The organism is Arthrobacter sp. zg-Y20 (assembly GCF_030142075.1).
Lineage (GTDB): Bacteria > Actinomycetota > Actinomycetes > Actinomycetales > Micrococcaceae > Arthrobacter_B.
Genome location: NZ_CP126241.1, coordinates 41970 through 62167, shown reverse-complemented (window position 1 = coordinate 62167; position 20198 = coordinate 41970). Strand labels below are relative to the sequence as shown.

Sequence of the window (20198 nt, the reverse complement as noted above, 5' to 3'; positions counted from 1 at the left end):
CCCCGCTCAAAGCGGAGCGGTCAGGCGCCCGCGTGCACGGCGGGAACCCAGTTTCGCGGAAATCCGCAGGCTGGTTTCCACGGCCATTTGCCCTACTTCCCGCACCCGCCGCGGTGTCATGCGCGAGGAAAGCGCTGAAACGCTCAGCGCGGCCACTACGGTGTCTTCGTGTCCGAAAATGGGCGCCGCCACGCACCGGACGTCCGGTTCGTTTTCCCTGTCGTCAATGGCATAGCCGCGCCGCCGGACCGCTGCCAGTTCCGCCCTAAGGACCTCCGGATCGGTAATGGTCCGGGGAGTGATGGGGTGCAGTGTCTTCGCAAGGATTGGGGCAACAACATCCTCGCGGCTGTAGGCCAGCATGGCCTTTCCCACCGCCGTGCAATACGCCGGCATGGTTGCCCCCACCCGGGAGGCCATGCGGACGGTGGCTTCGTCCTCCACCTTGTCCAGGTAAACAACGTCCTCTCCGGACAGCACCACCAAGTGGCAGGTGCTGTGAACCGAACGCATCAGGAGCCGCAGCTCGGCATTTGCCGCACTGCGCAGATCCAGGCTGTCCACGTAGGACTGGCCAAGCTGGAGGCACCCGTGGCCCAACCGGAAACGGCCGCTTTCATGGTCGCGGTCCAGCAGGTTCTCTTCGAGCAGCGGCGCGGCCAGGCGCAGGACAGTACTTTTGTTCAGGCCGGACGCCTGGCTCAGTTCATTCAGCGCCAGTCCTTCCGCATTGTCCGAAAGCTCCGAAACCACACGCAGGAGCGTCAGCGCCTTACGCAGCGAGGCGGAGGAATTCCGTCCTTCCTGCCCATCAACCGCTACCACCATCAGCCTCCCATTTCTGCGGGCTCATCGGCATGATCCCGGATCCACCCTGCCACGCCGGGACGCTGTTGCCACGGATGCGGACCCTCCAGCGGACGGTATTCCACCCCCATGGCACCCAGCCGAGCCAGGTGGGACGGTGCCAGGCGCTGCAGGAACCCTGCATAATTGCGGCGGTCCTGCGGCGACCACAGAACCTCGGCCAGCGCGCACAGCCGGGGATAGGCGGCAAACTGTACCCGTCGGGGCGAGTCCAGGTGTTCGGTCCAGATATTGGCCTGGGCCCCCAGCAGCCGTCCCGAAGAAGCACCGGCACCGGATGCAAGAAGCGGCTCGAACCCGTAGACGGATTCCAGTGTGGTCAGGAATCCGACGGGAACGGGCTCCTGGTCCCCCTCGGCCTGCCGATGGTCCAGATATAGGTGCTGCTCCGGGCACATCACCACGTCATACCCCTTCGCCAGCGCGTCCAGGCCGCCCTGGAAGCCCCGCCAGGAGCTGACCAGGGCGCCGTCGGGCAGGCCGCCGTCGCCCACCTCGTCCCAGACGGCGGCAGTGCGCCCCCGCCGGGACAGGTGCTGCGCCAGCTGGCCGACGAACCAGCTGTGCAGGCCCGCCACGCCGTCCAGTCCCAGGTCCCGGGCCTTGGCCCGCGCAGTTTCGCTTCGTTCCCACTGGACCACGGGCACCTCGTCACCGCCCAGGCTGATCCACTGTGCCGGAAATACCTCCAACACCTCGTCAAGCACGTTGCGGTAAAAATCCAGTGACGCTTCGGAGATGTCCAGAACCGTCTCGTTGATGCCCCACCGCGTCCACACCTCCGGGACAGCCGTACCGGATCCCAGCTCCGGATACGCGGCGATGGCTGCCTGGCTGTGGCCGGGAACGTCAATCTCGGGAATGACCGTGATGTGGCGTTCAGCAGCAAATGCCACGATTTCCCGCAGATCCGCCTGCGTGTAGTACCCGCCGTGCGGCACGCCGTCGTAAACCCCGGCCCGCCAGGTTCCCCGCGAAGACTCGCGCCGCCAGGCCCCGGTCCTGGTCAGTTCCGGGTAGCGGCGGATTTCCATCCGCCACCCCTGGTCATCGGTCAGGTGCAGGTGCAGCACGTTCAGTTTGTGCAGCGCCATCACGTCCAGGAAACGGAAAATGTTGTCCTTGGGCATGAAGTGCCGCGCAACGTCGAGCATGACGCCCCGGTACCCGTAGCGGGGGCTGTCCGCCACGCTGCCCTGCGGAACCCTGTGGGTAACCGGCCCCGCCGTGGCCGGCGCCTGCCGCAGCGCGTCCGGGCCCATCAGCTGCAATAGTGTCTGGGCGCCGTAGAAGGCACCCGCTGCTCCAGCGGCGCGGATGACGATCCGGTCCTCAATGTCCAGCCGGTACTCTTCCGCCGCGAGGGAAGGATCCAGCAGAAGCTCGAGGGTGGGATTTTCCGCTGCGGGCAGCAGCTCCCAGCCGGTGGCCGATCCCAGTGCCGAGGCGAGCCAGCGGCGGACGGATCGCAGTCCGGGGTCGGCGGACAACGTTGCCTCCGGGCCCACTTCCAGGTCCCCGCCCCCAAACTCCGTGCTCCGCGGCAGGGGAATAAGCGTATGGTTCTCTGCGGTCATGCGGCCTCCGTCGGATGGCATCTGCACTCAGCCCTTCACTGCCCCGGCAAGACCGGATACCAGCCTGCGTTGCACGGCTATAAAGAAGATCAGCACCGGAATGGTCATGATCACGGAACCGGCCATGATGGCGCCCCAGTCATTCTGGTCGGGTTTGAAGAAGGTCAGCAGGGCCATGGGCAGCGTTTGGTTCTCCTGCGCGGAAATGATGAAGGTTTTGGCGAACAGGAAGTCGTTCCAGGTGGAGATAAAGGAGAACACGGAACAGGCCACCACGCCCGGCGCTACCAGCGGGAAAAGGATGGAGCGCACGAAGCGGAAGCTGCCGGCGCCGTCGATCCGGGCGGCTTCTTCGATTTCCACCGGCACCGCAGCCACGAATCCGCGCAGCATCCAGATGGCAAAGGGAATGCTGAAGCCAACGTGCACGAGGACCAGGGAGCCCAGGTGGTTCAACCCGACCAGGGGAATTGCTTCACCCGCATTGCGCAGCAGGAAAAACAGCGGAATGGTCAGTGCTTCCACCGGGACCATTTGGGCCACCAGGATGATAATCAGCAGTTTTGTGCGCAGCTTGAAGCTGTAGCGGGTCAGGGCGACGGCGGCCAGGAACGCCAGGATCGTGGAAATAACCACCACCGCCAGTGCCACAATCACGCTGTTCAGGAAGTACTGGCCGAAGTTGTTGACGGACAACACCCTGCCGAACGAGTCCAGGGACGGTTCCAGCGTGTAGGGCGCGGAATCGCCCGCATCCAGTGCGGTCCGCGGTTTCAATGCGGAGAGCACCATCCAGAAAAGCGGAAAAGCCACGCAGGCGGCTATCGCCAGCGCAACTGCATCGGCACCGAAACGCGGCCGGCGGCGTGTTCGGGCGGGACGCACTGTGGCCGCTGCTGCGGTGGGCCGTGTGTCGGTAGTGGGAACGGCGGTCACAGGACCTCACCTGACTTCCGTAGAAGACGCAGATAAACCAGGGTAACCACCATCAACAGGACGGTCATGATGACCCCCAAGGCTGACCCGAGCCCGTACAGGCTCGCGGCGAAGGCCTGCTGATAGCCGTAGACGTTGAGCACAAGGTTCTGCCCGGCTATGCCGCCGCCCCCGGTCATGATGTAGATCTGCGAGAAGATTTTGAAATTCCAGATAATCGACTGGATTGTCACGATGATGACCACTGGACGCAGCATGGGCAGCATGATGCTCCGGGCAATCCGGGGCATGGACGCTCCGTCAAGGGTGGCGGCCTCCACCAATTCCGCAGGGATCGCCTGGATGCCGGCGTAGATGGTCACGAGCACAAACGGAAAGGAACACCAGACAACTTCGCTGGCTACCAGGCCGAATCCCGACCATTTGTCATACGTCCATGAATGGCCTGCGAACCCGTCAAACCCCACGGAGACCAAGAGCTTGTTGATCAGGCCCAGCGTCGGGTCAAAGAGGAAAAGCCATACCGCACTTCCGGTCACTGCGGGGGTGGCCCATGCGCCGAGCGACACAATAAACAGTACCGAGCGGACCCATGGCCGCAGGCGGGTGGCCAGGACGGCAAGGGCACCTCCCACCGCGAGGGTAAGGACTACGCATGCCGCCGCGAAAACCACGGTGTTGCCCAGGACGGTCCAGAACTGCCGGTCGGCAAACAGCTTCCGGTAGTTTTCCAGGCCGGTGAACCGCAGGGGTGCATTTCCGCTTACCTGCGCCTGGCCGTAGTCATACAGCGAGACATTTACCAGCTGGAAAATCGGGTATGCCAGCAGGGCAGCGAGCACCAGCAGCGCCGGGGCCAGATAAAGCCACGGTTCCAGCCGGCTGCGGTTCATGGCCCGGCGGCGGCCGCTGCTGCGGCCGCCGCCGGCGGGCGGGGTCTTGGGCAGAACCGGCAGAACCGCGCTCATCCCTGGACCCTGCCCGCAGTGCGGTCAACGGTTTTGTGCATCATTTGGATCCGAATGCCTGGTTCATGGCGTCGGCTGCTTCTTTGGTGGCCGTCTCCACGTCGCTCTTGCCCGTGACGATCTTCTGGTACATCCCGGTGAAGACGCCCTGGGCATCAATGGTGGACCAGGTGTCGGTGACGGGTACGAAATTCGTTCCCGCTTCCAGTGTTGCGATGAACGGGGCCACCTCCGGGTGGGCGTCGGCTACATCCTTCTGCACGTCGCTGAAGGTGGGCAGGTTGCCCATCGCATCGAACATCTGCTGCTGGTATTTCTTGCTGGCGAGCAGCTGGACAAAATCGGTGGCCAGGGTGCGGTGCTCGCTGCTGTTGAAGACGCCCAGGTTGTTGCCGCCGGCAAACGCCGGAGCAATGGATCCTTCGGTGGTACCCGGAAGCGGCACCACGGCAAAGTTGTCCTTCACAGCGCTTTCGGCCACTGCCTTGTAGTTGAAGTCCCCGCCGATGGTCATTGCGGCATTGCCTGCAATGAACTGCTGGACACTGGCGTTGCCGCCGAACTCAGCGCAGGTCTGGGGCGGGCAGATGTCGTCCTGCATCAGCCTGGTGTAGGCGCTGACCCCTTCCCGGGAGGCGGGCGAATCCAGTCCGGAGACGAACCCTGATTCCTCTTCGTCGGCGATGCTGCCGCCGGCCGCCCAGAGGTAGGGCATGGCGGCGAACTGCGCGGCTCCGCCTACCGAAATTCCAAGCATCTGCGGGTTTGCGGCGCGGGCTGCGCGGGCCGTCTCCTCCACTTCCGCGAGGGTTTTGGGCACCTCTGCGCCCAGCTGGTCGAGGATGTCGGTTCGGTAGTACAGGGCCCGCACGCCCACGAACCACGGCACCCCGTAGTTTTTTCCATCAATTTCAGTGGTGGCCAGGACCTTCTCGTCGAGGTCCTGGCCTTCCTCCCACTGCTCTATATCCGAGGTGATGTCCGCGAGGCCTCCGGAGGCCACGTAGCTCGCCAGGTCGGTGTTACCGAATTCGGCGACGTCGGGGGCGCTCGACGGATCGTTGAAGGCGGCTTTGAAGCGTTCGGCCCTGGTGTCCACGGGAATGTACTGGACGTCCACTTCCGCGCCCTCGTGGGCTGCTTCAAATTCTTCGACTGCGGCATCCACCACGGCGGACTTGGGGTCCTGGTTCACCTCGGAGAACAACCAGACGCGGATGGTTCCGGTGTCCTGGTCCTCATTTGCCGCCGCATTGTCAGAAGTGGGCGGGGCGCAGGCAGATAGCGCCATGGTGAGGGAAAGGGCGGCCACCGCCGCAGTGCGTGCAATCTTCAAGGGTCCTCCATAGGTGCGAGCAGTGACGTGCCCTGCCCCCGGTGCGGTCCCGGTCCGGGCATTGGGAAGACCATATAGCGGCGGGAATCGGGCGGAAATATACATCGGCATAAGTTTTGCTCTGCAAAATGCCAATTTGTTTTTGCGCCTATTTCGCGTCAAATCCTTGGAATACCGGGGGTGGTGATCGGCAGGAACCGCTCCGTCCGCCTCGGCCGGTGTCCGCCCGGCCCCGGGTCTGCGGTCCCGTCCGTGCTGGCATAGGCTTGTTGGAGATGCGGTGCCGCCCTCGGCGCCGTTTCGTAAGGACGGGGAGGACATGAGCGCCTGGGACACATTGGATGAGCGGCTGCGGCCGGTTGTCCAAGCCAGTACGGATGAATACGCCCGGGTTCGGCCGGGTCTGGAAGCGGTGACCGCCGAGATGGAGGCGCACCTGCGCAGCGTCTTTGCGGACAGCCCTGTCCAGCCCCTGTTTGTTGCTTCCCGGACCAAGACCGTGGAGTCATTCCGGGCCAAGGCCGCCCGTACGCTGCCGGCGGAGAACCCCGGAGAGCTGCCCACGCTGCTCTTCCCGGACCCGCTGCGCAACCTCACCGACCTGGTGGGGGTCCGCGTGATTATGACCCTCCCGCACGAGGTGGATGAGGCCGCGAACCTCATCAAGCGCCAGCGGGCCGAGTTCGACTGCCGCGGTGACCGTGAGAAGGACATCGGCTCCATCGAGTCCGGCACCTACGGCTATTCCAGCCGGCACCTGATCCTGCGCACCATCCAGAATGAAACGGTGCGCGAATTCCATAAACTGCTGGAACCGGACCAGCGGCCCAACGGCAGCTACCTGTTCGAAGTGCAGATCCGCACCGTGCTGGCCCATGCCTGGTCCGAGATTGAGCACGACATCCGGTTCAAGGCCGGGGATCCGCGGGCCTGGAGCCCCTATTTCGACCGCCAGTTCACCTCCACGGCGGCCATGCTCGAGACCGTGGAAACGGCGTTCGCCGAACTGCACGAGCGCTATGAGACGGTGACCGGGTTCTGGGACGAGGAAGGGGAAGGCAGCGCCCCCCTGACCCCGAACCGGATCCGGCACGTCTGGATGACCCTGCTGCCGCATGTGAACCGGAAGGCCGGCGATGACTGGGGCTGGGCGGCGGAACTGCTGGCTGCGCACGGCATGAAGACCACCATGGACCTGGCCGGGCTGCTGCAGGCCGATGCGATCACCAAGGTCCGCGCGGCCCTGGACCACCGCTACTCCCCCGGCCCGGACCGGCTGCTGGATGACCTGCTGCTCTGGCGCTTCGGCAAAAAGCACATTGACCTCACCGCCGAACCCGAAGACGCACCGGTCAAGCCGCGGCGTGAATCACTGGGCCGGCGGTACCGGCAGATGCAGATGTACCGGGCCCGGGAAGCCGAACAGTCCTAGCCCCTTAGCCGACACCCTTAGGCGGGATCCTCGAGCCGGCGCTGTCAGGCCGAGGCCCGCCGGACCAGGCTGACCGGCGGCAGCATGTCCGCCGGTTCCGCCGGTTCCCCGCTCCGGGCACTGGTGTCCGGAGCGGACGGCTCACCCAGCGCCATCCTTGCAAAACGCTCCCCCAGCAGCCGGGCATCCACCCGGACAGTGGTCAGCGGCGGCACGGCGAGCCCGGCCAGGGGAATATCTTCCGCACCCATCACCGCCAGGTCCGCCGGTGCGGACAGTCCGCGGGCGGCAAGGCCTGCCAACAGCGCAAACGCATGGTCGTCGTCGAACGCGCACACTGCCTCCGCCGGCTCCGGCCCCTCCAGCAGGTGCCCGACGGCGGCCCGCGCCTGTTCCGCGTCCAGTTCAAGGTATTCGACGGCGGGCGCCGGCAGCCCGAGCCGCGCGCAGGCATCTTCGATGGCCGCCACGCGCACCCGGACCCGGTAGGCGTACGCCGGACCTGCGGGCACGGCCACCCCGATCCGCCGGTGTCCGGCCGCGGCCAGGTGCGCCACCTGCAGGGCGCCGATGCCCAGGTCCGGTCCCAGCGGATCATCCAGCGCCGGATATAGCGAGGCCACACGCAGCCCGGCAGCTTCCATGCCCGCCAGCTCAGCCTCCTCGAGGGGGGTGATGAGGATCAGCGCAGCGGGGGCCAGCGAATGCACCAGTGACGCGGCGCCGCCCTGCCGCGGCAGCCGGTGTGCAACCAGGCGCAGCCCGTGCTGCTCCACGTATTCGGAGGCGGCATCGATGATGATGGCCAGCGCCCGGCCGAGCGGCTCCGGCGGGAGCAGCATCAGCACCAAGTCGCTGCGGCCGCTGCGCAGTGTGCGGGCAGCGGTGGAGGGAATGTAGCCAAGCTCGCGGGCGGCGGCCAGCACGCGGTCCCTGGTGCCGGCCGAAATGCTCTGCCCGTTCCGCCCGTTCAGCACGTAGCTAACCGTAGCCCGGGAAACCCCCGCCGCCTTAGCGACGTCGTGGGAGGTGGCCCTGCGTTCCACCGGCTGTCCTTTCGCTGTGGACTGCGCCTTAATTGCGCCTTGATCTGCCGGAGAACTCCGGTAGTCTGACCTTACAGGGAACTTACACGTGTAACCCGCGAGATGGTCACACGCGTAGACGCCCGAATATCCCGCGGCCGCGTTGCACGGCCGCCCCATCGAAAGGACCGGCTCGTGGCAAACCAGCCCATCACCGCCCAGAACACCGTCCAGCAGTGGCTCGATCACCCGGCAGGCGGCCCCGCCATCCGGGGCATGCTCGCGCAGGCCGGCAGCGACGAGTCCAGTCTGGGCCCGGCACTGACCCTGAAGCTGCAGCAGCTGGTGGATCTGAGCCAGGGCCAGTTCCCGCAGGCCGCAGTGGATGAACTCGTCAAGGCAGCCAACGGCGGCGTGATGCCGGAGACCGAAGCAACCGTGCTGCCCGCCGTTCCCGGCCGCTTCGAAGGCCGCACCATCATCGTCACCGGTGCCGGCTCCGGCATCGGCCGGGCCACTGCCGCCCGGATCTCCCGCGAGGGAGGGCGCGTCATTGCGGTCGACATTGCCGAGGGCCGGATCAAGGAGCTCGCCGACGAGCTCGGCGAGTCCATCGTTCCGGTGGCAGCTGACCTGACCGACCTGTCCGCCGTCGAGCGCATCATTGCCGCCGCCGGCACCAGTATTGACGGCTTGGCCAACGTGGCCGGCATCAATGACGACTTCTCCCCGCTGCACGAGGTGTCCGATGCCATGTGGCAGAAGATCTTCGCCGTGAACGTGGACGGCCTGGTCCGCCTGACCCGCGCCGTGCTGCCCACCATGCTCGAAGCCGGCAAGGGCTCGATCGTGAACATCACCTCCGAAGCGGGCCTGCGCGGCTCCGCTTCCGGCGTGGCCTACACCGCATCCAAGCACGCCGTTGTTGGCATCACCCGCAGCACCGCGTTTATGTATGCCCGTGAAGGCATACGCGTCAATGCCGTGGCTCCGGGCGGCGTAGCCACGGGCATTCCGATGGGCGGCAAGGTCAGCGAGTACGGCGAAGCCCGCCTCTCCCCGGCCCGCGTGAACATCCCCGGCCTGGCCTCGGCCGAGGACCTGGCAGCATCCATCACGTTCCTGCTCAGCGATGACGGCGTGAACATCAACGGCGCCATCCTGCCCTCCGACGGCGGCTGGTCCGCGGTCTAACCTCCGAACGGCAGTACGACGGCGGCCGGTTCCCTTCGAAAAGGAAACCGGCCGCCGTCGTACTGTTATTTCGTGCTGCTATGCGGACCCGCTACGAACCGGAGACCGCGGCGGCGAGCTTGTTCAGCGATTCCTCCAGGTCATCCTTGGACACCATCGGGAAGGACACCTTTTTCAGGGTTTCCTTGTCCGTGACGTGGGACCAGTCGTAGGTCAGGGTGACTTCGGTGGAGTCGGCACCCTCGGCCTGCAGCTCCCATACCCACTGCCAGCCCTTGGGCTCGGTGCCGGCCGGGGCGGTCTGCCAGGCCAGGATCTTATTGTGGTCGTACCCGGTGACGTGGTTTTCCGTCTGGTAGTCGCCCATTTTTTCGTTGTGCATGTTCATGGTGAACACCTGGCCGGACGCGGTGATGCGGTCGGTCTTCTCATCCGAGACCACCATGCCGGAACCGTCCAGCTCGTGGTGGCGCTCGGGGTTGGACAACAAGTTGAAAATGTCCGCTGCCGAGGCATCGATGACCCGGGAAACTACAATGCTCGTCTGATCAGTGGTCAATGAACTCTCCTTCTGTGGATGGATCGTACTTTTCCACGGCGTGACGCCCGGTGGGGCGCCGCCGAAGCCGTGCTGCCGCCCTACCCCGGGGTGTCCTGCTCGGCTTCCTGCAGGTTCCAGCCGCTGATGTACGGCGGGTCCTGGCCTTCATCCCGGGTGTACTGGCGGGCACGTGCCCGTTCATCCTGCAGGTACTGCCGAAACGGTGCCTGTGTGGATCCCAGCGACGCTACCCGGTCCAGCACGTCTATGGCCAATTGGAACCGGTCAATCTGGTTCAGCATGGCCATGTCGAAGGGCGTGGTGGTGGTGCCCTCTTCCTTGTAGCCGCGCACATGCAGGTTCGCATGGTTGGTGCGCCGGTAGGTCAGCCGGTGAATCAGCCAGGGGTAGCCGTGATAGGCGAAAATGACCGGCTTGTCCGTGGTGAACAGGGTGTCGAAATCGCGGTCTGACAGCCCGTGCGGGTGCTCGCCCGGATCCTGCAGCCGCATCAGGTCCACCACATTGACCACCCGGATTTTCAGCTCCGGCAGTTGCTCCTGCAGCAGCGCCGCAGCGGCCACGGTCTCGAGGGTGGGCACGTCGCCGGCGCACGCCATCACGACGTCGGGGTCGGACTTCGCGCCGGGACTGGTGTCCTCGCTGCCGGCGAAGTCCCAGACGCCGATGCCGCGCTCCACATGCAGGCGTGCGGTCTGCGGGTCCAGCCAGACCGGGGCGGGCTGCTTGCCGGAAACCACCACATTGACCCGGTCGCGGGTGCCCAGGATGTGCTCGGCAACGGCCAGCAGGGTGTTGGCGTCCGGCGGCAGGTAGACCCGGATAACGTCCGCCTTTTTATTCACCACGTGGTCAATGAAGCCGGGGTCCTGGTGCGAGAACCCGTTGTGGTCCTGCTGCCAGACGTGACTGGAGAGCAGGTAGTTCAGGGATGCGACGGGCTGGCGCCAGGACAGCGCGCTGCTGACCTTCAACCACTTGGCGTGCTGGTTGAACATCGAATCCACAATGTGGACAAAGGCTTCATAGCAGTTGAACACCCCGTGCCGGCCGGTCAGCAGGTAGCCCTCCAGCCAGCCCTCGCAGAGGTGTTCGGAGAGCACCTCTGCCACCCGGCCGCTGCGCGCCAGATGCTCGTCCAGCTGATCGATCCGCTGCTGCCAGGACTTGTCCGTGACGTCGTAGACGGCCTGCAGCCGGTTGGACGCAGTTTCATCCGGGCCGAAGATCCGGAAGTTGGACGGGTTCTTCCGGATGACCTCGCGCAGGTAACCGCCCAGGTTGAACATCGGACTGACCCGTTCTGAGCCCGGATGATCAATCTTCACCGCATGCTGCGCGTACTCGGGCAGGTGCAGGTCCTGCAGCAGCCGGCCGCCGTTGGCGTAGGGAGTGGAACTCATCCGCAGGTCACCGGCAGGTGCCAGGGCGGCGATCTCCGCCGCCAACCGCCCCTCGGCGTCGAACAGTTCCTCCGGCCGGTAGGAGCGCATCCAGTCCTGCAACTGGGCCAGGTGCTCCGGCTTCTCATGGATTTCGGACAACGGCACCTGGTGCGCCCGCCAAGTGCCTTCCACGGGCAGACCGTCCACTTCCTGCGGGCCGGTCCAACCCTTGGGCGAGCGGAACACGATCATGGGCCAGCGCGGGGCGTGCACTTCCCCGGTGTCCGCACCGGGCACATCCGGCGGCACCGCGGTGCGCTCCCCGCTGCGGTACTGCGCCTGGATGGCCGTGATTTCGGCCAGGCAGGTTTCCAGCACGGCCGCGAAGTCCTCGTGTGCCTGCTGCACCGCGGCCGGGTCCTCCACGGTGACGACGTACGGCCGGTAGCCGTAGCCTTCGAGCAGTTTCAGCAGCTGCTCCTCGGGCATCCGGGACAGGATGGTGGGGTTGGCAATTTTGTAGCCGTTCAGGTGCAGGATGGGCAGCACCGCTCCGTCCACGGCCGGGTCCAGGAAGCTGTTGGAATGCCAGCTGGCCGCCAGCGGCCCGGTTTCCGCTTCGCCGTCGCCAATGACGGTGGCGGCAATCAGGTCCGGGTTGTCGAACACCGCCCCGTAGGCGTGCGCCAGCGAATACCCCAGCTCGCCGCCCTCGTGGATGGAGCCCGGGGTTTCCGGCGCCGCATGGCTGGGTATTCCACCCGGGTAGGAGAACTGCTTAAAGAGGGTCTGCAGCCCCGCTTCGTCTTTCCCCACATGGCTGTAGATCTCGGAGTAGGTGCCTTCCAGCCACGCGTTGGCCACATTGGCCGGGCCGCCGTGGCCGGGTCCGGTGATGAACAGGACCTTGCGCTGCTGTTCGCGGATCAGACGGTTCAGGTGCGCGTAGATGAAGTTCAGGCCGGGTGTGGTGCCCCAGTGGCCCAGCAGCCGTGCCTTCACGTCTCCGCTTTCCAGGTCCCGGCGCAGCAGCGGGTTGTCGCGCAGGTAGATCTGCCCGACCGAGAGGTAGTTCGCCGCCCGCCACCAGGCGTCGACGCCGGCGAGGTCGCCGTCGTGGTGCGGTTCGGTGCCGGGGATGCGTTCGCTGCCGGGAACATGCTCCGGTCCCGAAGGATGGTCGGTTCCGGGAATGCTGCTGTCGGTCATGGTGCGGGTCCTTTCACTGGTGGGGAGGGCCGCGGCTACACGGTCTCCACCACGACGTCGGACGGTTTCTTATCCGGGCGCAGGCCGCGCCAGACGGGGTGGCGCAGCTTGCCGCTGCCGGTGCGCTCGGAGAAGGTCACTTCGCCCACCAGGGCCGGGCGCACCCACTGGGCATCCGAGGCATCCGCGCTGGGAACATCATCCAGGGGTGGGGTTTTGCGGGACATTTTCTTCAGCCGCGGGCCAATCAGTGCCAGGTCTTTTTCGCTCAGGCCCGAGCCGACCCGGCCGATGTATTTCAGGTCCACGCCGTCCGGAATGGCCACCAAAAGGGAGCCGACCTTCTTCTGCCGGTTGCCCTGCCCCGGGCGCCAGCCCACCACCACCACTTCCTGGCTGAGCTGGTTTTTCAGCTTCACCCAGTGCTTCGAGCGCCGGCCCGGGGAATACGTACTGCTCCGCCGCTTGGCCATGACCCCTTCCAGGCCCAGTTCCTTGCTGGCGGCCACGGCCTCGTCCATGCCCATCTCCAGGGCCGGGGGTACCTGCAGATGTCCGTCCGGGGTGGCTTCCACGGCGGACTCAAGGATTTCCCGGCGCTGCTCGTAGCTGAGGTCCGCCAGGGACCGGCCGTCCAGCCAGAGCAGGTCGAAAACCATCAGGTGCACCGGCGTACGCTCGGCAGCCGCCCCAATTTCGCGGGGTTTGGTGAGGTGCATGCGCGGCTGCAGCAGCCCGAAGTCCGGGCGTCCGGCTTTGTTGAGTGCCACGATTTCAGCGTCCAGCACTGCCCGCTCCCCGAACAGGTGCGCGCTGAGATCCTGCAGTTCCGGATACGCGGCGGTCATGTCGTTGCCGTTGCGGCTGATCAGCCGGGTGCCTTCGGGAGTAACGGTGACGACGGCGCGGACACCGTCCCACTTCATCTCGAACGCCCAGTCCTCGTCGTCGTTGATTTCGGCGCGGGTACCCAGGGTGGCAAGCATCGGCTCGATAAGCGGGACCGAGGCATCCTCCGCGCCGCTGCCGTCCCCGGCCGGGACCGTCACTGCCGTTTCCGTGCCGGCAGCAGCAGCAGCGGCGACGGCGGCCTGGGGCGTAGCGGGCTGGTCCGTCTCCCCCGGCTCTGCTTGGCCCTTCTCGCCGGGCTTGGGCTGGTCCTTCATCAGGTGGATCAGCCAATTGTTGTCGCCTTTGCCGCCGCCGGACCCGGTGTGGATCAGGGCGTAGCGCCGGTCCGCGGCACCTTCCCGGGCCAGGCCGCCGTCGGGCTGGCCGTGCAGCACCGCGATGACTTCCTTGCCGTCGCGCCATTTTTCCCGCTCGTAGGTGCCGTGATCCCAGATGGTCACATCGCCTCCGCCATATTCCCCTTTGGGAATATGTCCTTCAAAGCTCCCGTAATCCAGCGGATGGTCCTCGGTCTGCACCGCCAGGTTGTTCTTGCCGGACGTGGCAGGCGGCCCCTTGGGCAGTGCCCAGGAGACCAGCACGCCGTCGTGCTCCAACCGGAAGTCCCAGTGCAGCCGGCGGGCGTGGTGTTCCTGGATCACAAAGCTGTTGCCCTCCGACGGCTTGGAGGGTTCCTCGGGAACCGGCTCGGGCGTCTTCGCGGCGTCACGCATGCTGCGGTACTTGGTCAACCGGTCCGCGCCGGCCGCGGATCCGCGGCCGTCGGTTCCTGTCCCGGCTTCTTCGGTGGCCTCTTCCAGCGCCTCCTCGTCGAACGCGCCGCTTTCCATTCCCGCCAGCGGGTCCGGGCCGCTGCGGACCCGTTCCATCACCTGCTCGTAATCCAGCTGCGCCAAGTCCGGATCGTCGAGTTCCGACCAGGTCCGCGGGGCGGCGACCGTCGGATGGAACCGTCCGCGCAGTGAGTAGGGGCAAATGGTGGTTTTGTTGCCGTTGTTTTGGCTCCAGTCCACCAGCACCTTGCCCTTGCGGAGCGTCTTTTTCATGTCGCTGACCACCAGGCCCGGGTGGTCCGCTTCCAGTGCACGGGCCAGCTCATGCGCCACGGCGTTGATCTCGTCGGAGTCCTGGCTGCCGTCCAGGGCCGCATACAGGTGGATGCCCTTGGACCCGCTGGTCACCGGGCGGGCATCCAGGCCCATGTCATTGAGGATGGCCCGCGCCAGGCGCGCCACCTCAGCGCATTCGGCCAGGCCCACTCCCTCACCGGGGTCCAGGTCCAGCACCATCCGGTCCGCGGCGCCGATTTTTCCGCGCGGCCCGAACCGCCACTGCGGTACGTGGATTTCCAGGGCCGCGGACTGCGCCAGCCAGGTCAGTGTGGCCAGATCATTAACCACCGGATAGGTGTTCGTGTGGTCCTTGTGCTCAATCGGAAACCGCTTTACCCAGGATGGTGCGGAGTCTTCAATGTTCTTCTGGAAAAACACCTGCCCGGGATGCTCCGGCGTACCCACACCGTGTACCCAGCGTTTGCGGGTGGCGGCGCGGTTGCTCGAATGCGGCAGCATGTATTCGGCTACAGCGGCGTAGTAGGAGAGCACATCTGCCTTGGTGGTTCCCATTGCGGGATACAGCACCTTATCCAGGTTGGTCAGGCGGAGCCGGTGCCCCTCCACACTGACGGTTTCCTGCTTGTTCCCTCCGCCTGTCGCCATGCCCCCTAGTCTTACCGGGATACGGAACAAACGCCAGTATTTCATCAGGGGGCTTACCAATCTGCCACCGGTTCGGGATGGTTTCGCGCAGAGCGTGCCGCAGCCCTGACTATCCGTGGCGGCCCCTGTGTATGTTGGAAAAATGACTGAACGCCAGCATGTCCTGGTTACCGGCGCCACCGGCTACATCGGCGGCCGCCTGGTGCCGCTGCTGCTTGAAGACGGACACCGGGTCCGGGTGCTGGCCCGCTCCCCGGAAAAGCTCTCCGATGTGCCGTGGGCGTCCGACGTCGAGGTGGTCAAGGGGGACCTCTCGGACCGAGATTCCACCGCCGCCGCGTTCGAGGGCATCGACACCCTGTATTTCCTGGTGCATTCGATGGCCTCCGGGAAGGGGTTCAGCGACCAGGAGTCCGCGATTGCCCACCTGGTGGCCGAGACGGCAGCGGAAGCGGGCGTGAAGCGGATTGTGTACCTCGGCGGCCTGCATCCCGAGGGGGAACTGTCTCCCCACATGAAATCCCGCACCGAGGTGGGGCGGATCCTCCTGGAAGGCGAGGTGCCGGCGGTGGTCTACCAGGCCGGCGTCGTCATCGGCTCAGGCTCCGCGTCCTTCGAGATGATCCGGCACCTGACCGAAACCCTGCCCGTGATGCCGGCGCCCAGCTGGGTGCGGCGCCGGATTGAACCGATTGCCGTCCGGGACGTGCTGCATTACCTGGTGCGGGCCGTGGATATTCCCGCCGAAGTGAACCGGACCTTCGATATCGGCTCGCGCGAGGTCCTCACCTACGCGGAGATCATGAACGGCTACGCCGAAGAGGCCGGGCTGCCCCGCCGGCGCATTTACGCCCTGCCGCTGCCGGCACCGCGGCTGGCGGGTATGTGGGTGGCGCTGGTGACCCCTATTCCACGTGCCATGTCCCTGCCGCTGGTGGAGTCCCTGCAGCACGACGCCGTGGCCAAGGAACACGACATCGACCAGTACGTGCCACAGCCCGACGGCGGGCTGACGAGCTACCGCGACGCCGTGAAACGAGCGCTGGGCAGGGAAAAGCGGGGTGAGGTGGAAACCACGTGGGCCAATGCCTCAGCCTCTGCCGACCTGGCCTCCGACCCCCTCCCCAGCGACCCGGACTGGGCGGGCCAAACGGTGTACGTCGACTCCCGGGAGCGCCGGGCCGCGGTGGACCCGGCAGCGGTGTGGCAGGTCATCGAAGGTGTGGGCGGGCGCAACGGCTGGTATTCGCTGCCCATGGCCTGGGCCATCCGCGGGGTGCTGGACAAAACCGTGGGCGGAGCCGGTTTGACCCGGGGCCGGCGCAATCCGACCACTTTGTACACCGGGGACGTGGTGGACTGGTGGCGGGTGGAACTGCTGGAGCGCGGCACGTTGCTGCGGCTGCGGGCCGAGATGCGGGTACCGGGCAAGGCCTGGCTGGAGATGCGGGTGGACCCGGACGGCCACGGCGGCAGTGTCTACCGGCAGCGCGCCATTTACTTCCCCAAGGGGCTGGCAGGGAAAATGTACTGGTGGCTGATCGCCCCGTTCCACGGACTGATCTTTCCCTCCATGGCCAGGAACATCACCCGGCAGGCCGCCCGGTTGGCCCAGCCTGCGGGACAGCCGGCGGGACAGCCGGCGGGACAGCCGGAACCGGCTTAGGCCGCAGTTCTGTAACGCCGGTCCCGGCGGGGCACGGCATCGAATATCATCGGTAGAACAACGGGCACCGGCCAGCCGGGCCATACTTGTTGGCGCCGCCGGTGACACTTTTGAGCTGACGGCTTTTGACTATGAGGGGACCGCCGCAGTGCAGGAACGCGCCGTGCAGGATAAGAAGAGCCGCAAGTGGGTAATTGCAGCCGCCGTTGCCGGTGTGCTGGTAGTAGGTGGCGGCATCGGCGCTGCCTACGCAAACGGTGTCTTCGACCCGTCTGCCGATGAAAGCTCCCCCGCAGCGGAAAGCCCGGCTTCACCGTCCGCCAGTGCAGCACCGGTATCCATCACAGCTACTCCCGCTGACGGTGCGGTTGCGGTCAATCCTGCAACCGCGGCAACCGTCACGGCCACCAACGCCGAAATTGAGTCGGTCAGCCTGAAGCCGGCCGCGGGCGGCCCGGCCATCCCCGGTGTCCTGTCCGGAGACAACACCGTCTGGACGGCGGACGCCCAGCTGGCGTTCGACACCACCTACGCAATGGATGTGGTGCTGACCGACCAGGCCGGCAAGGAAACCACCCGGTCGCAGAGTTTCGAAACGGTCAAGCCCGCTAATGAGGCCAACGCCTTTATGTACCCGCAGAACGCGGCCGACGTCGGCGTGGGACAGCCAATTGAAATCAACTTCAGCGAACCCGTAACCAACAAGGCCGCCGTGGAGCAGGCCATCAAGGTCAGCAGCACCTCCGGACAGGCCGGCGCCTTCTACTGGATCACCGACAACAAGGTCCGCTACCGTCCCGAGGCCTTCTGGGCCCCCAACAGCTCCATCACGGTGGACATGCAGCTGTTCGGCGTGGACTTTGGCAACGGCATGATCGGCAACTTCAACGAAACCCGCACGTTCACCACGCACAACACCCGCCTGGCCGTGGTGGACAACTTCACCAAGACAATGCAGGTATTCATTGACGGCCAGCTGGTCCGTACTTTCCCCGTGACACTCGGCGAACCCACCTGGCCCTCCCCCAGCGGATACCAGGTAGTGGTCAGCCAACACGAGAAGCTGCCGTTCCGGGCCGAAAGCATCGGGCTGAAGCCGGGCGACCCGGATTACTACGAACCGTTCGATGCGTCTTGGGCCAGCCGCCTGACCAACAGCGGCGTCTTTGTCCACCAGGCGTTGAACGGCGCGGTAGGGGCCCTTGGCCGGATCAACGTTTCCCACGGCTGCGTGGGCATGTCCGCCGAAGGCGCCAAGTACTTCTATGACACCTTCGACGCCGGGGACGTGGTGCAGGTGCTGAACACCGAGGCCGGCCCCGTCTCGATTGATGACGGCTACGGCGACTGGAACATCCCCTGGGACCAGTACGCCGGACAGCCCTAGCTCTGAACCCGCAGGCCCAGCTGGGCCGCGAGGAGCGGAGCGAGCTGCAGCAGCTGCTCCTCATCCACGGTGAAGCCCTTCAGGCCGGCCAGCCCGGTGATGCTCCGCAGGGCGGATCCGCGCAGGTCCGCGTCCACAGCCGAGCCGCCGTTGCCCAGCAGCAGGCTGTCGATGCGGCAATCCCGGAAGGCCACGCGGTTCAGCCGGGCTCCGTCCAGGTCCAGCTCACCGATGATGCAGTTGGTAACCAGCACATTGGTCATGGTGCAGCCGCGCAGGTTCAGGTAGTCGATTTTGCCGCCGTCCACCCGAACGGAGTTCCAGCTGCCGCCGTACAGTTCAGCCGAACCCAGCCGGGGGTTGGTCAGTTCCACGTCCCGGAAAGTCGTCCGCGGCGCCCGGAACACCGGGGCATACAGGTTTTCCAGCAAGGTTTCCAGGAAACGGGCCGCCGTCAGGTCCGCGTCATCCAGGGACACCGAGACCAGGCTGCATTCGGAAAAGACCGCCCCGCGCAGTTCCAGTCCCGCGAACGATTCGCCCGTCCAGGCGGTCGCTTCCTGCTGGCTGCCCGCGGGCACGCCGGTACCGTCGGCCAGATCCTGCAGCCGGAGGGGATCCACCAGCGGCGCTTTGGTTCCCGTACCGCTTCGCTGACGCACCACCGCTAGGCCCTGCGCCGGCCGAAGAGGAAATACGCCGCCGGGCCGGCGAAGTTAATCCCGCAGGCCAGGGTCCACAGGCTGCGGCTGCCGCGGATCAGGTCCGCGGGGCGTCGCCGGATGTCCCAGAGTGCCGCCGCTGCCAGCAGGATCTGGACGCCCGTCAGGACGCTCAACCCCTTTTTCTGCCCGCTGGTCAGGTCCTTCAACTTCTTTTTGGCCATGGCCGTGCCTTCCGTGGTTCGGTCCCGCGCAGGCACTTGCCGGCAGGGTGCTGAACCAATTATCCAGCCTTCCCGCCCGGGGTGGGGTTTACCCCAGGGCCGAGTGCGTGCCCAGGCGGTGGTAGGTGCGGTTGTGATAGACCAGCGGTTCCTGCCCGGGCGCTCCGGGGAGGATCTCGAGGACGGAAGCGGCAATGAGGATGGATCCGCCCACCGGGATCCGCCCGTCGATGCGGCAGCGCAGGGCCACGGGGGCCTCTTCCAGCAGCGGCTCCCCGCTGGGAAGGGTACGGGTACGGGTGGCGCCGAAACGGTCCGCCCCCGGCCGGGCGAACAGGGACGCCAGTTCCGCGTTTTCGGCGCCCAGGAGGTGCACGACGACGGTGCCGGACGAGGCAATGACCCCGGCGGTGCCCTGGGTGGAGGCAAGGGAGAAGGAAAGGATGGGCGGTTCGGCCGATACCGAGGAGACCGAGGAGGCGGTCAGCCCCACCGGGCCGCTGCCGCCGTCGGCCGTAATGATTGCCACGCCCGCAGGGTGCGCCCGGAAGGCGTCCTTGAATGCTTCCGTTACATTCCGCTCGCACAGAGCCGTATTCCGCGTCATTAGTGTCCTTCCGCAGACCAGCCCAGCGAGGGCATACTTCAACGGTAAAACCTCAACCAATGTTGAGGTCAAATCGTCAGACGTCGAAGGCCCTGGCGCCGGTGCCGCTGTCGGCTGAGGCGTCCTTGGGGTTAACGAACCGGCACTCCGCAAGGGAGAGGCAGCCGCAGCCTATGCAGCCGCCCAAGCGGTCGCGCAATGCCTGCAGGTGCCGGATGCGGAAGTCCAGTTCCTGCCGCCACGCGGCGGATAGCCGCTGCCAGTCTGCCTGGTCCGGCACTCCCTCCGGCGGCAGTTCCGCGAACGCACGGTTAATCACGGACAGCGGGATACCCGCCTGCTGGGCAGCCCTGATGACCGCTACGCGGCGCAGCACCGAACGGTCAAAGCGCCGCTGGTTGCCCTGGGTCCGCCTACTGGAGAGCAGGCCTTGGCGCTCATAGAAGTGCAGGGCCGAGACGCTCACGCCGCTGCGTTCAGCTACCTGCCCCACCGACAGTTCGCGGCGTTCCATTCCAGCCTCGGGTGCTC

The 20198-nt window shown here is 66.0% G+C and carries 17 protein-coding genes; 4 read left to right on the top strand and 13 right to left on the bottom strand.

Annotation, left to right across the window (positions count from 1 at the left end):
* Nucleotides 1-6: 6 nt before the first annotated feature.
* From QNO06_RS00305 to QNO06_RS00285, 5 genes are read right to left on the bottom strand one after another with little or no spacing between them, the layout of a single operon-like run.
* Nucleotides 7-828 (bottom strand): IclR family transcriptional regulator, encoded by an 822-nt coding sequence (locus QNO06_RS00305; RefSeq protein WP_227912578.1) that lies wholly within the window; start codon nt 826-828, stop codon nt 7-9.
* Nucleotides 828-2444 (bottom strand): beta-N-acetylhexosaminidase, encoded by a 1617-nt coding sequence (locus QNO06_RS00300; protein ID WP_227912579.1) that lies wholly within the window; start codon nt 2442-2444, stop codon nt 828-830. Before QNO06_RS00300 ends, QNO06_RS00305 begins: the two co-directional genes overlap by 1 nt.
* Nucleotides 2445-2471: 27 nt before the next feature.
* Nucleotides 2472-3329 (bottom strand): carbohydrate ABC transporter permease, encoded by an 858-nt coding sequence (locus QNO06_RS00295; RefSeq protein ID WP_502850447.1) that lies wholly within the window; start codon nt 3327-3329, stop codon nt 2472-2474.
* Nucleotides 3330-3376: 47 nt separating this feature from the next.
* The gene (locus QNO06_RS00290) at nt 3377-4348 is read right to left on the bottom strand and encodes a carbohydrate ABC transporter permease (protein WP_284162475.1); all 972 of its coding nucleotides are present in this window, start codon (nt 4346-4348) and stop codon (nt 3377-3379) included.
* Nucleotides 4349-4388: 40 nt separating this feature from the next.
* Nucleotides 4389-5684, bottom strand: coding sequence for an extracellular solute-binding protein (locus QNO06_RS00285; protein WP_227912396.1), 1296 nt, complete (start codon nt 5682-5684; stop codon nt 4389-4391).
* 319 nt (nt 5685-6003) lie between these two features.
* Between QNO06_RS00285 and QNO06_RS00280 the strand changes: the two genes are divergently transcribed.
* The gene (locus tag QNO06_RS00280) at nt 6004-7116 is read left to right on the top strand and encodes a GTP pyrophosphokinase (RefSeq protein ID WP_227912395.1); all 1113 of its coding nucleotides are present in this window, start codon (nt 6004-6006) and stop codon (nt 7114-7116) included.
* Nucleotides 7117-7160: 44 nt separating this feature from the next.
* On the opposite strand, the gene QNO06_RS00275 is transcribed toward QNO06_RS00280, so the two are convergent.
* A complete protein-coding gene (locus tag QNO06_RS00275) occupies nt 7161-8162 on the bottom strand; it encodes a LacI family DNA-binding transcriptional regulator (protein ID WP_227912394.1) in 1002 nt (333 codons plus the stop codon).
* 174 nt (nt 8163-8336) lie between these two features.
* Between QNO06_RS00275 and QNO06_RS00270 the strand changes: the two genes are divergently transcribed.
* Complete coding sequence (locus tag QNO06_RS00270) at nt 8337-9335, top strand: SDR family NAD(P)-dependent oxidoreductase (RefSeq protein WP_227912393.1); 999 nt, start codon at nt 8337-8339, stop codon at nt 9333-9335.
* Between the two features lie 91 nt (nt 9336-9426).
* Here QNO06_RS00270 and QNO06_RS00265 read toward each other — a convergent pair whose 3' ends face one another.
* The 3 genes from QNO06_RS00265 to QNO06_RS00255 all read right to left on the bottom strand — a co-directional run bounded on the left by QNO06_RS00265 (nt 9427) and on the right by QNO06_RS00255 (nt 15121).
* Nucleotides 9427-9894 carry an SRPBCC family protein gene (locus QNO06_RS00265; RefSeq protein WP_227912392.1) on the bottom strand — a complete coding sequence of 156 codons (468 nt, stop codon included), beginning with the start codon at nt 9892-9894 and terminating at the stop codon, nt 9427-9429.
* 80 nt (nt 9895-9974) lie between these two features.
* Complete coding sequence (locus QNO06_RS00260; RefSeq protein ID WP_227912391.1) at nt 9975-12491, bottom strand: phosphoketolase family protein; 2517 nt, start codon at nt 12489-12491, stop codon at nt 9975-9977.
* A gap of 35 nt (nt 12492-12526) precedes the next feature.
* Complete coding sequence (locus QNO06_RS00255; RefSeq protein WP_227912390.1) at nt 12527-15121, bottom strand: ATP-dependent DNA ligase; 2595 nt, start codon at nt 15119-15121, stop codon at nt 12527-12529.
* A 142-nt stretch (nt 15122-15263) separates the two neighbouring features.
* On the opposite strand from QNO06_RS00255, the gene QNO06_RS00250 reads away from it, so the two are divergent.
* Together QNO06_RS00250 and QNO06_RS00245 are read left to right on the top strand one after the other, a co-directional pair.
* Entirely contained in the window at nt 15264-16787 is a 1524-nt protein-coding gene (locus QNO06_RS00250; protein ID WP_227912389.1) for an SDR family oxidoreductase, read from the top strand.
* Between the two features lie 163 nt (nt 16788-16950).
* A complete protein-coding gene (locus QNO06_RS00245) occupies nt 16951-18174 on the top strand; it encodes a L,D-transpeptidase (RefSeq protein WP_227912388.1) in 1224 nt (407 codons plus the stop codon).
* On the opposite strand, the gene QNO06_RS00240 is transcribed toward QNO06_RS00245, so the two are convergent.
* The 4 genes from QNO06_RS00240 to soxR form a co-directional block, all read right to left on the bottom strand.
* Nucleotides 18171-18797, bottom strand: a complete 627-nt coding sequence (locus QNO06_RS00240) for a pentapeptide repeat-containing protein (RefSeq protein ID WP_227912387.1) — start codon at nt 18795-18797, stop codon at nt 18171-18173. The genes QNO06_RS00245 and QNO06_RS00240 overlap by 4 nt on opposite strands.
* Before the next feature lie 44 nt (nt 18798-18841).
* The gene (locus QNO06_RS00235) at nt 18842-19060 is read right to left on the bottom strand and encodes a PLDc N-terminal domain-containing protein (protein WP_227912386.1); all 219 of its coding nucleotides are present in this window, start codon (nt 19058-19060) and stop codon (nt 18842-18844) included.
* An 88-nt stretch (nt 19061-19148) separates the two neighbouring features.
* Entirely contained in the window at nt 19149-19667 is a 519-nt protein-coding gene (locus QNO06_RS00230) for a flavin reductase family protein (protein ID WP_227912385.1), read from the bottom strand.
* A 76-nt stretch (nt 19668-19743) separates the two neighbouring features.
* Complete coding sequence (gene soxR / locus QNO06_RS00225) at nt 19744-20181, bottom strand: redox-sensitive transcriptional activator SoxR (RefSeq protein ID WP_227912384.1); 438 nt, start codon at nt 20179-20181, stop codon at nt 19744-19746.
* Between the last annotated feature and the right edge of the window lie 17 nt (nt 20182-20198).